Genomic DNA, 12,098 nt, shown 5'->3' with positions numbered 1-12,098 from the left:
ATGGCACGAATCCTTATCCTCGGAGCCGGCATTTCCGGGCACACGGTTGCGCGATATCTCGGCAAATGGCTCGGTAGAGCGCACCCCATCACCGTCGTCTCGCCGAACCCGAAGTGGAACTGGATCCCGTCCAACATCTGGGTCGGCGTCGGCGAGATGACGGAGAAGCAGGTGACCTTTCCGCTTGCGCCCATTTACAAGAAGCTCGGTGTCGACTTTCGTCAGGCGCGGGCCGTTTCCATCCATCCCGAGGGCGGTGCGGATCGGACATCGCCTTACGTGACGCTCGAGTATACGGACCCGGCCCGCGTCGGGCAGACCGAGGCGCTCGAGTACGACTATCTGGTCAACGCCACCGGCCCCAAGCTGAATTTCGGCGCGACCCCGGGTCTCGGCCCGGAGGGCGGACACAGTCTCTCGGTCTGCACCCCGTCGCATGCCTTGGAGGCGAATGCGCATCTGCAGGAAATGATCGCCGCCATGAAGGGGGGTGCGACCAAGACCTTCGTCGTCGGCACCGGTCATGGCATGTGCACCTGCCAAGGGGCCGCATTCGAGTATATCTACAACATCGACCACAGCCTGCGCGAGGCCGGTGTTCGCGACAAGGCGAAGCTCATGTGGATCAGCAACGAATACGAGCTGGGCGACTTCGGGATGGGCGGCGTGCATATCAAACGCGGCGGCTATGTCACGAACGGCAAGGTCTTCGCCGAATCCATGATGGTCGAGCGCGGAATCGGCTGGGTCACGCGTGCGCACGTGACGAAGGTGGAGCCGGGCAAGATCCACTACGAGCTTCTCGACGGCAGCTTCCATGAGATGGACTTCGATTTCGCCATGCTGATCCCGCCGTTCGCCGGCGTGCCTTTGCAGGCCTTCGACAAGTCCGGCGCCGACATCACGCCGCAGATCTTCGCGCCCAACGGCTTTATGAAGGTGGATGCGGATTATGCCGTGAAGCCTTACGAGGATTGGGGTCCGGGGGATTGGCCGAAGACCTATCAGACACCCGGCTACAAGAACGTCTTCGCCGTCGGGATCGCATTCGCGCCGCCGCATCTCATCAGCAAGCCGATGAAGAGCACCAACGGCACCCCGATCAACCCGACACCGCCGCGCACCGGGATGCCGTCGGCCGCGATCGGCAAGGCCGTGGCGATGAGTATCCGCGACATGATCCAGGGTGCCGCGGGGCCGACCCACACCGCGTCCTTGGCCGAGATCGGCGCGGCCTGTGTCGCCTCGACCGGGTCCGACATCTTCAAAGGGACAGCGGCCACCATGACGGTCTTCCCCGTTGTGCCGGACTACGACACCTATCCCGAATACGGCCGGGATATGGATCTCACCTTCGGCGAGGTCGGATTGGCGGGGCATTGGATGAAATACATCCTGCACCATGTATTCATCTATCAGGCCAAGCTGCGACCCGGTTGGTCGCTTCTGCCCGATTGATTCGCCTGCAGACATTCGACGTCTGCCATCAGACACCCGCCATCAGATATCCGAGAGACGAAGCCATGGGCGCGAAGAATCGAGAACCCTATCAGCAAGCCTATTATCCGCCCGTGCCGACACGGTTTACGCGGTATATGCGGACATCGCTCGTATGGCAGCTTATCCGCTTCATCATCATCAATGTGAAGATCCTGAAGCTGATGATGAAGGCGCATAAGGTGCATAAGGTGTAGAGACCGCGGAGCGGATGTCACGAGCTCCTTGCATGTTGCGTCGAGGCCGAGCTCACCCCGACCCCATCAAACGTCCGCGAGACGCGTTTCAGCGGACCTTGATGCGGGTCAGCTCCTCGCCGTCAGGTCCCATGATGTGCGTCGCGCAGGCGAGAGTGGCTAGCCGCGTTCGGTGCGGCAGTGTGTGTCGAGCGCCAACGGCGCGACCGATGTCAGCCCGGGGCAGTCTGGCCGATCGGTGGCTCATTCCTTGAGCATGGCGGAAGATTCTTTCTAATCAGGTGCCGGAATGAGCTCGATAGATGATCGTTGAATCGGAAGACGTGATCGCGCAGACCAAAAAATGGATCTCCGAGGTCGTGATCGGATGTCGCATCTGTCCCTTTGCGGCGAAAGAATTCAATCGCGGCACAATACACTATCGGGTCGAAAGCGAATCCGATACGCAAGCCTGTCTTCAGGCATTTCTCGAGGAGTGCCGTCGCCTCGATGCGAATCCTTCGATCGAGACAACGCTGCTGATCCTGCCCGGTGCATTCCCGGATTTCGACGATTATCTGGGCTTGGTCGAAATAGCGGAAGATCTTTTGGAAGCGGAAGGCTATGAAGGTCAGTATCAGGTTGCCGGATTCCATCCCGATTATCGCTTTGCCGATGCGCCCGACGATGATCCTGCAAACTATACGAACAGATCGCTCTATCCGATGTTGCACCTGCTCCGCGAAGAGAGCATGGACAATGTGCTGGACCGATATCCTGATCCGGATGGTATCCCTGAAAGGAACATCACATTCGCCCGCGAGAAGGGACTTGACTATATGAAGGCGCTGAGGGAAGCCTGTTTTTAGATTTCGTGCAGAACCAATGGTGTTGTCGTCCCGGGATGTGGGATCCGGCTGCAACAGGGTGAAGCGGAAGTCGACGATGGATGCGTTTACGTTCAGCGTCACTTCGACGCACGATGTTCGTTCACGGCATGACCCTACGGGAGGTCCGAATGAAGAGTAGCGAGCAAGAGAGTCTTCGCCAGGCGGTGCGCGATCGCTACGGGGCGACGGCACGGGCAGCCACGGCGGGCGAGGGGGCGGATTGCTGTGCCCCGTCCTCTGCGGATAATTGTTGCGGGCCTGTGTCGATCCAATCGACCCTGCTCGGGTACAGCGCGGCCGAGACCGCCGGCGTACCCGAGGGTGCGGATCTCGGCTTGGGTTGCGGCAATCCCCAAGCGATCGCTGCGCTGCAGCCGGGCGAGACGGTGTTGGATCTGGGCAGCGGCGCCGGATTCGATTGTTTCCTCGCCTCCCGGCAAGTCGGCGAGACCGGTCGTGTTATCGGCGTCGACATGACACCGGAGATGCTGGCCAAGGCGCGCAGCAACGCGGATGTGCACGCCGATGCGGTCGGGCATCGCAACGTCGAGTTTCGACTCGGCGAGATCGAGAACCTGCCGCTGGCGGATGGATTGGTCGACGTCATCATCTCGAACTGCGTGATCAACCTGTCGCCCGACAAAGACCGTGTCTTCGCGGAGGCATTTCGGGTGCTCAAGCCGGGCGGGCGACTGGCCATCTCGGATATCGTCGCGACCGCCGAGCTGCCGGACGATCTCAGGTCGGACCTGTCGCTCTATACGGGGTGCATGGCCGGGGCGGCCGGGATCGATGCGCTCGAGCAGATGCTGCAGGGTGCGGGATTCGAGCAGGTGCGCGTGTCGCCCAAGGACGAGAGCAGGGACTTTATTCGGGACTGGGCCCCTGGAACGCCGGTCACGGACTATCTGGTCTCGGCGAGTATCGAGGCGATCAAACCCGGTTGATCTCGATCGGCGCGAGTGTGGCGGCCCCGCGCAGCCTTCTCAGAGGAGCTTGACCAATGCCGCAAGCGCGGCAACCTGGCCCAGCATCAGCGGAACAATCCACTTCAGCAGATCGACCTTGGTGCGCTCGATCGCGGCATGAACGTTGGCAATATCCTTCTGGACCTCGTGACGAAGCTCGGCGATGTCCTTCTGGACCTCGCCCCGTAGCTCGGCGATGTCTTTCTGAACCTCGCCCCTTAGCCGGGCGATCTCCTTGTGCATGTCCGCACGAAGCTCGGCAATGTCTTTCTTGAGCTCGCTTCGGACCTGCTCGATTTCCTTTTGGAGCCGCAGCTCGGATTCGCGGACATCCGACCGAAGGGCGACATCGCCGCCTCGCGGCCACTGTTGCTCCAAGGCATCGATGGTATCGACGATGAGCCGAAAGCGCGTCGTGTCGTCGGGCGCCTCGGTCAGGCTTTCATAGAGTCTCAGTGCGAGTCCCATGCGCTGCTTCCGATGTCGGGTGATCCGGGGCCGGCCCGATCTCCAGGATCGGGTCGGCCGGGGAGGCGAACTAGCCGCCGTCCGTCGCGGAGAGGCTTGCCGCGGGGCGTAGATTCTCGACGATGTCGAGGTTCTCGAGCTCCGCCGCACGCTCCTCCGAATAGCCCAAGGCACGGTAATTCAGGATGCCGCTCGGCGCATGACATTCGACGCAGTCGCGGCCTACGGGCTGAATGCCGTGATTGACCATGAGCGAGCCCATCTGTCGCATCCACTTCGGCTCGACGTTCTTAAGCTGGCCGTCGATCAGCGGATAATCGGTATTCCATCCACCGCTGACCCCGAAATAGGCCATGAACTCGTCCATCATATAGCGCTTGAACGGCTCCTGGTACATGCGCCGTACGATGGGATCGCGGATCGCCTGCTTGACGGACGCGGCGGTGTCTCCCGTCTCGTAATAGGTCGCGTAATCGAACGGCAGGATCATGGCACCGAACGGGCCTTGATTTCCCATGTCCTCATACATCATGGCGTTGAAGAGCTTGAAAGGATAGATGCGGCTTTCACCGTCGTTCATGTGCGCACGCAGGTTCTGATCGAGCATCCGGCGCCGCTCCTCCAATTGCTCGGGCGTGAGCTGCGAGAGCGGGTCGGTCGCGGCTTCGACATAGGCGTCCACGTCGATATCCGGATAGGTCTTGTTCAGCTCGATCGCTTTCTCGCGGACCGCGGCGACGATCTCCGGGTCATCGATCCGGGCCAGTTGCTGCATCAGCGGGTCGTACTCGGTCGAGCCGTTGGGGTTGGCGCCCAAGGCGTTCGCCAGGAAGGTTCCGTTGCCGTTGAACCAGAGGAAGGTAAACCCCTTGTTGACCTTGCCGGAGCGATAGATGTCGGTGGGTGTGAAGATGCCTTCTTCCGCATCCCAGGTCGGGTGAACCCAATCGCGGAGCACGACGTTGTTGTCCTGAAGCTCCCTGATATGACAGGTCTCGCAGGCGATCCGATCCAGATGCCCGTTGAGCAATGCCTTGTGCTCGGAGCGGTTGTGCGGTGCGATGCTGTGACAGGTGACGCACGACACCTCGACATCCGGCAGGTCGTTGGCGACGAGATCGACACCCATCCGGCCGCGCGGGATCTTGTGTCCCTCCGGGACATGACAGTCGGTGCATTGCAGATCCGCCGCGGCATGCACGTCGTCGTGCGGGCTGAAGGGGTTGCCCCGCTTGGCGCCGGTATGAAGCAGGCGCTGGTGCTTGTCGCCGAGCGCTTTTGCGGCCTCGTTGTGCAGATAGGCATCCCCGCCCATGTTGTGCTGATGGCAGTTCAGACAGCTCTTGGTCGTCGAGCGCCCCACGGTGAGAGCGGCGCGCATCGTCCGATCCTGATTCCAGCGCAATCCGACATCATCGCGGATCACATACCGCTGGTTCATGTCGTATTCGGTGGAATGACAGATCAGACAGTCGATGCCCTCTTTAGCAACATCGGGAACGTCGCCGATCGGCATCATCTTCTCGGTCGCCGGCTGATAGTTCCCGCCGATATGGCATTGGCCGCAGCCTTCGCTGCGTAACGCGACCTCGCCATGCGCCGATTCGGGTCGACTCTCCACCAGCGCGGCCCAGCCGGTCCAGGAGAAGCTGCCGGGGATGCCGCAGGCCCGATTGATCTTGCCGACCGGGATCGGACGGCTGCCCTCGGCGTTCACTTGGCGTCCGTCGTAGCCATAGGTCGAGAAGCCGCCTCCGGCATCGCTCTGGAACTTGAAATGAACCGAGTTGACGATGTCGTCGAGCGTGTCGACCTCGGAGGTGCGCCCGTCGTGATGCTGGACTTGGATGGTGGCATGACACTGCAGGCAGGTCTTGGGTCCTTCGTACTGCAGGATGTTGGCATCACGGAAGTATTTGATATGCGTCGGCTCGTGCTCGCGCATGAAGGACTGCGTGTTCATGAGCATCTCGACCTTCACCCGCCGGGCGAAGGCATTCTCATCGTGGCCGACGATCGCCTCGGCGGCCGCGCGGCGCGCGCTCAGCGAGAACTCGGTCGCCATCGCTTCCAGCTCGTCCTGCGTGATCGGCTGACTGTTGGCGTAGGTCAAAGGCGCATTTGACTTACCCACGTAGGCGTCGAAAACGATTGGATAGACCACCTTGTAGAGTACGAACAAGACGAGCAGTCCCACCGCGACCGTGATGAGAAGCCGACGTGCGTTCTTGGGTGTCAGCAGGGTTTTGGCGAATGCGTTCATGGCGTCTCACGCGTGGCCGGAGCCGGGGTCGGAGTCTCGGCAGGGGGCGGGTCGGTTTCGCGATGCCAACCGGTGATCATGGCGCGGAGATTCGCAAAGACCGTCTCGCCGGTGGTGATGATGTAGATGTGCACCAGGAGGAACAGGGCCAGGAGATAGCTGACGACGACATGGGTCATGGCGACGACCCAAACGCTGCCGAAGCCGAACAGGGTCTCCGGCAGATAAACCGAATAGAGAAAGGCCCAACCGCTGAGGATGAGGATCGGCATCAGGCCGTACATCACGCCCAAATAGCTGAGTTGTTGAAGCGTGTTGAACTTCATGGCCTCGGTGACGTGGAATGGATGTGGCTCGAGCCGAAAGATACCGATCACGTAGTAGCGCGTTTGGGCGATCAAATCCCCGATGAGTGTGCGAAACCGGATACGATAGTGGCGCGCATTGGCGCTCCCGGCATTCACGACGACGAAGCCGATCCAGGTGATGGTCAGCAGAATCCCTGCGGTATTGTGCACGACCCGCGCAGTGGCGAAGGGCATCAACCCATCGGCCCCGGCGTAATGCATGCTGACCCCGGAGACGATCAAGGTCAGGAACAAGAGGGCGTTCATCCAGTGCCAGAGCCGCAGCCACACCGGATAGAGATACAGCGATGTCATCATGCCCTCCTGTTCGCCCGGCGGGCGAGATAGCGACCGACGCCGTGAGCGGCCAGCAGCAAGACCGTCAGACCCAAAATGATTAAGCTGAGTCGGTCGAGCGTCGGACTCTTGCTCATTCCGACCACATAGGCCTCGTTGAAGACGGCCTTGGCGAGTAAACCGCTGCGAGCGATATCTTCCTCCGATCGAAAATGATACAGCCGCGCGAGGAGTTGTGCGTCGGCGGAGTGACAGCTCACGCAATTCTTCGCGCTGTCCTCGGCCGGCAGAATCTCGTGGTTCGCGAAGAGTGCGACGGGTGTGTGGCAGTCGACGCACCGCACCGAGCCCCAGTGGGCGTCGCGGTTCGGCAGCCAGTCATGGCTCGTGCTGGATGGTGCGATCAGCCTCTCATGGCAAGACAGGCAGACCCCGTTGTGGTTCCGCACGATCTGCGCGATCGGCTCCCCGACCGCGGCCGGTCGGAAGCGATGGGGATCGTGACAGGAGTGGCAACTGAAGTCCGCGGCCTTCGGCGAGTCCGAGACCGCGTGGACGCTGCGCTTGAACTCGGCATCGATGTCGACCCACCCTCGGCTCAGCTTTTGCTCGTCGTCCTCGTGACAGCCGATACAGTCCAGATCGCCCGGAGCGGGGCGGTCCGGATGCGGATAGCGTCGATAGCTGCGGCGATGACAGTCGATGCAGGCCAGCTCGCCGTGGACCGAGTGCGCGAGCCCCTCGCGATCGATCGACAGATCGACGATGTCGCCGTTCTCGGGGTTTCGATAGGCAAGGGTGGGCATGGCATGGCAGCGCAGACAGGCGTGTCGATCCGCCGCAGCCTCGGCGAGCTGGATGTCGATCACCTTGTCGGCGGTGTCGGGAAGCGGCGCCTCGATCCTGTCGGCAATTGCGCTCGAGGCCAAGAGTCCGACGGAGAGGCCGAGCAGCAGTTGCGCCCACGGCCTTGCCGGCCGAGCCATCCGTTTCGGGTTGTCATCGTCGGGGCGGACTTGGCCGATACCTTGGATGACCCGATCGCGTGATGCTTTCATTTCACGTCCTGTTTGAGGCGGTGCGCTTGGACTCGTCGCCAACGCGCAATGAAGCTCGAATAACCCGCAGTTTGCCGTCGAGCGCGCGTTGATGTCCCGTTCCCGATGTGGGGCGGAAACGCGAGATCTCGTGGCGGAGCGAGAGATGCGATTGACCCGGATCCTACGCGCAGCGGAAACCCGATTCCAGAGCCGCCGGGCGGCGTTCGGCCAAGTGCGGTGCAAATTGGTCTTGATGTGAAATAACGACGCGTAATTTTACGTAGCCGATCTCGTTTCACCGCAGCGACTCGTCTAAACTCCGGTGTCAAGGTGCCTGTTGGACCAGTGGCATCGTCTCGTCGGAAGCGCAAGGAGCATAACGCTATGGTCAAGGTCGCTATGGTCAAGGTTCCCCTCGCGAGCCGCAAGCCCCGTGCCGGCGACTCGGACGTCGGTGGTGTCGAGCCGACGTCATCTTCGCGACCCTGCCCGGATAGCGCATTGCCGTGTGACCCGCTCGACGCGGGACTTGCGGAGGCGGATTTTGACCCGGCCAAGTTGATCGAAGAGCTTCGGATCTATCAGGCTGAGCTCGAGGTGCAGAACGCGGAGCTGCGCGAGTCTCAAGCGATTGCCGAAGTGGCTGTCGGTCGTTCGAGCGCCTTTTTTTCGAGCTTGCCGCTTGCCGCGCTGGTGATCGAGCGCTCCGGCATGATCCTCGAGGCGAGTGCCGAGGCGATCCAGGTCGCACATCGGGCGTTGGCGGCGAGCGAGCGTCGCTATCGCATCCTTGCGGACTACTCGTTGGATTGGGATTACTGGACGGGGCCGGATGGACACTATCGCTACGTTTCCCCGGCTTGTCAGGCGCTGACCGGCTTTTCTCCCGAGGCATTTCTTGCCGACCCCGGTCTTTTCCGGGGTTTGCTGCATCCGGACGATCGCATGGCATGGGATCGTCACCTCGCCGATACCTATCCCCCTGCCAACAGACCCCATGCGATCATGCGGTTGCGGCTGATTGACCCGTCGGGAAAGACGCGCTGGGTCGAGCACCAGTGCCAGGCCGTCTTTGATCACGACGGCACCTATTCGGGTCGCCGCGGTGTCAACCGAGATGTTACGGCACGCCATGCAGCGGAGTGCAGTGCGGACCGTCTGTCGCGTTTGTACAACACCCTGAGCCAATCCAACCGCGCCATGGTTCGCATGCATGATCCCGCCGCATTCTCGATGCAGATCGCCCGGATCGCTGTCGAGCATGGTGGACTGGCGGCCTGCGCCGTATATGGGTTCGAGCCCGGAGCAGATCGCCTGTCGCTGCTGGGCCGCCACGGCATGGACCCGGGTTGTCTCGCGGGGGTGCCGATCGCGGAGGCGGTTACCGAGGCGCTGCTTCACGAGTTGGTAGCGGGGACGCATGGCGAGGCCGACCGATGTGCGGAATGTCGGCTCCGTGACAAGACTCCGCATGCAGGCGGCGGATCGTCCGTTACGGACATCGGCTGCTGCGCATCCTTTCCGCTACGACAGCAAGCCAAGGTGGTTGGTGTCATCGTCTTTTACGCGCGCGATGCGGATTTCTTCGATCCGCAGGTGAACGGGCTCTTGGAAGAGCTGGCGATGGACGTGTCCTACACCCTGGAGCACGTTGCGAGCGAAGCCGCCCTCGCCGAGAGCGAACGCCATTATCGCTTGTTGGCGGACCATGCGACCGACATGATCTCGGTGCACGATGTCGAGTCGCGTTATCTCTATGTGTCGCCGGCGTGCCGGACGCTGCTCGGCATCGGTTCGGAGGTGCTCTTAGGTAGAAGTGCCTATGACTTCATCCACCCGGAGGACCACGCCATGCTCGCGGCGCAACAGCGCGCCGGGCTCGAGACGGGTGTTTCGGCACCGCTGCCGACGCTTCGGTATCGGCTTCGTCGGGCGGACGGAACCTATATCTGGGTCGAGACGACCTCTCGACAGCGTCGTGCCGAGGCTGACGGCGCGCCGACATTGGTCGCTACGACCCGCGATATGACGGAGCGCCGCGAGGCCGAGGACCGACTGCGGCAGTCAGCTCGCGCGTTCGAAAACTCAGCCGAAGGCGTCACCGTTGCGGACCCGGACGGCAACATCGTCTCGGTGAATCGCGCCTTCACCGAGATTACCGGATACAGCGAGGCCGAGGTGCTCGGGCGGAATCCGAGGATTCTTCAATCCGGGCGCCACGACCGGGCCTTTTACGAAGGGATGTGGGCCAGTCTCGGGTCTGTGGGACGGTGGTGCGGCGAGCTTTGGAATAAGCGTAAGAATGGAGAAATTTATCCGGAGTGGATGACGATCGCGAGCGTCTACGACGACGTGGGAACCTTGACGAACTACGTCGCGGTGTTCGCCGATATCTCGGCTCTCCGGGAATCCGAGTCGCAGCTTGACTTTTTGACTCACCACGATGCTCTCACGGGTCTGCCGAACCGGGGACTCTTGAGAGACCGTCTGGAGCATGCCGTCGCGCGCGCCGTGCGGGCGCGCTCCCCGTTGGCTGTTCTGCTGGTCGATTTGGACCGCTTCAAGACCATCAACGAGACCTTGGGGCACCCCGCGGGCGATCTCCTTCTGCAGCAGGTCGCGCTGCGTTTAGCCTCTCGCATTCGCGGCGGCGATACCCTGGGGCGCCTCGGCGGGGACGAATTCGTCGTCTTGTTGGAAGACGACGGCAGCGAGCGTCGTGCCGGTGTGGTCGCCGCAAGCCTGCTGGGCCTCTTTGCAGAACCGCTCACACTGGACGACCGCAAGCTCTACGTCACCGCGAGCATCGGCATCAGCCTGTTTCCTTCGAACGGCGACACCGCCGACGACCTCCTGCGGCACGCCGATACGGCCATGTATAAGGCCAAGGAGATCGGCCGCAACACCTACCAGTACTTCGAGCCCGACTTGACCGCGAGTGCATTCGATCGCCTTAGGCTCGAGAACGACCTTCGCGCGGCGGTGCGCCGAGGCGAGTTGTTGGTCCACTACCAGCCCCAGGTTCAGCTTTCGACCGGTCGACTCGCGGGTGTCGAGGCGCTGGTTCGTTGGCAGCATCCCGAGCAGGGACTGCTGGCTCCGGGGTGTTTCATCGCGGTTGCGGAGGAGATGGGTATCATCGACGAGATCGGCGTCTGGGTTCTGCGTGCCGCCTGTACTCAGATGATCGATTGGGACGCGTCCGGCCTGTCGGTACCGCGGGTGGCCGTCAACCTCTCTGCGCAGCAACTGGGTCGTGACTCGCTGGTGGGCCAGGTGGGCGCTATCCTGGAGGAAACCGGACTGGCGCCGGCTCGGCTTGAGCTCGAGTTGACCGAGTCCATGATCATGCATAGGGCCGAGCGGGCGATCATCGTATTGCGGGGGCTGCGTGCTTTGGGCATCGCGATTGCCGTCGATGATTTCGGGACCGGCTATTCCTCGTTGGGTTATATCCGGCAATTACCCCTGAATCGTCTCAAGATCGATGCCTCTTTCGTTCAAGACCTGGATGCCGCCGAGGACGGCGGCATGATTGCGCGTGCGATTATCGGGCTCGGAAAGAGTCTGGGTCTGGAGGTCATCGCCGAAGGCGTCGAACGCGAGGTGCAGGATGCCTTTCTGCGCCGGGAAGGATGTGACATCGGGCAGGGTTATCTGTACGGCCGACCGATGCCGGCATCGGACCTACGCGCACGCTGGGGCGGTTCGTCGGATGGCTGAATCCCAACAGCTTCCTCGCACGCTCCCATCCGAGCGACGTCGCCCGGGTCGAGGACCGCACCTTCATCTGCGCGCTGCGCGAGTAAGACGCGGGTCCCACCAACAACTGGCTCGAGCCGCGCAAGGCGAAGGCCCTGCTCAAGGGGTTGTTCAGGGACTGCATGCGCGGACGCACGCTCTATGTGATCCCCTTCAGCATGGGTCCGATCGGCTCGCCGATCGCCCATATCGGCGTGCAGTCTTTCACTCGCCGGCACTCTGGGATCTTTCCAGCACCGAGAGGTCCTGACCGGGTGCCGAACCGATTCTTCACGGCCGGTCCGTCGAGACTGTTTGCGTCCCTGTCGCCGTTGCGGCTCGAGCGATCGGTCACGGACGCAAACGCGGGATGTCCGTCGGATCGGGCCGCCTGCGTCGTCGCGGCCTTGC

At 62.0% G+C, this 12,098-nt stretch carries 9 protein-coding genes and 1 pseudogene; 6 read left to right on the top strand and 4 right to left on the bottom strand.

Features of this window, described 5'->3' with window-relative positions:
* The 4 genes from KFB96_RS09095 (at position 1) to KFB96_RS09080 (ending at position 3,510) form a co-directional block, all read left to right on the top strand.
* Positions 1–1,458 carry an FAD-dependent oxidoreductase gene (locus KFB96_RS09095; RefSeq protein ID WP_213462152.1) on the top strand — a complete coding sequence of 486 codons (1,458 nt, stop codon included), beginning with the start codon at positions 1–3 and terminating at the stop codon, positions 1,456–1,458.
* A gap of 65 nt (positions 1,459–1,523) precedes the next feature.
* On the top strand, positions 1,524–1,694 hold the full coding sequence (locus KFB96_RS09090) for a hypothetical protein (protein WP_213462153.1): 171 nt from the start codon (positions 1,524–1,526) through the stop codon (positions 1,692–1,694).
* A gap of 302 nt (positions 1,695–1,996) precedes the next feature.
* Positions 1,997–2,542: a DUF1415 domain-containing protein gene (locus KFB96_RS09085; RefSeq protein WP_213462154.1), complete on the top strand. Its 546-nt coding sequence runs from the start codon at positions 1,997–1,999 to the stop codon at positions 2,540–2,542.
* A 149-nt stretch (positions 2,543–2,691) separates the two neighbouring features.
* Positions 2,692–3,510, top strand: a complete 819-nt coding sequence (locus tag KFB96_RS09080; RefSeq protein WP_213462155.1) for an arsenite methyltransferase — start codon at positions 2,692–2,694, stop codon at positions 3,508–3,510.
* A 39-nt stretch (positions 3,511–3,549) separates the two neighbouring features.
* On the opposite strand, the gene KFB96_RS09075 is transcribed toward KFB96_RS09080, so the two are convergent.
* The 4 genes from KFB96_RS09075 to KFB96_RS09060 form a co-directional block, all read right to left on the bottom strand.
* Positions 3,550–3,999: a coiled-coil domain-containing protein gene (locus tag KFB96_RS09075; protein ID WP_213462157.1), complete on the bottom strand. Its 450-nt coding sequence runs from the start codon at positions 3,997–3,999 to the stop codon at positions 3,550–3,552.
* Between the two features lie 70 nt (positions 4,000–4,069).
* On the bottom strand, positions 4,070–6,262 hold the full coding sequence (locus KFB96_RS09070) for a nitrite reductase (protein WP_213462159.1): 2,193 nt from the start codon (positions 6,260–6,262) through the stop codon (positions 4,070–4,072).
* The gene (locus tag KFB96_RS09065; RefSeq protein ID WP_213462161.1) at positions 6,259–6,924 is read right to left on the bottom strand and encodes a cytochrome b/b6 domain-containing protein; all 666 of its coding nucleotides are present in this window, start codon (positions 6,922–6,924) and stop codon (positions 6,259–6,261) included. Before KFB96_RS09065 ends, KFB96_RS09070 begins: the two co-directional genes overlap by 4 nt.
* Positions 6,924–7,964, bottom strand: coding sequence for a cytochrome c3 family protein (locus tag KFB96_RS09060; protein ID WP_213462163.1), 1,041 nt, complete (start codon positions 7,962–7,964; stop codon positions 6,924–6,926). The genes KFB96_RS09065 and KFB96_RS09060 overlap by 1 nt, the downstream gene beginning before the upstream one ends.
* A 366-nt stretch (positions 7,965–8,330) precedes the next feature.
* On the opposite strand from KFB96_RS09060, the gene KFB96_RS09055 reads away from it, so the two are divergent.
* Together KFB96_RS09055 and KFB96_RS09050 are read left to right on the top strand one after the other, a co-directional pair.
* The gene (locus KFB96_RS09055; protein WP_213462165.1) at positions 8,331–11,669 is read left to right on the top strand and encodes an EAL domain-containing protein; all 3,339 of its coding nucleotides are present in this window, start codon (positions 8,331–8,333) and stop codon (positions 11,667–11,669) included.
* Between the two features lie 2 nt (positions 11,670–11,671).
* Positions 11,672–11,908, top strand: a pseudogene (locus KFB96_RS09050) (phosphoenolpyruvate carboxykinase); the annotation flags it as partial.
* Positions 11,909–12,098 lie beyond the last annotated feature (190 nt).

It is taken from the genome of Thiocapsa sp., assembly GCF_018399035.1.
Classification (GTDB): Bacteria; Pseudomonadota; Gammaproteobacteria; order Chromatiales; family Chromatiaceae; genus Thiocapsa.
Note: the sequence above shows the minus strand (reverse complement) of the source record. Positions and strands in the feature narration are given on the sequence as shown.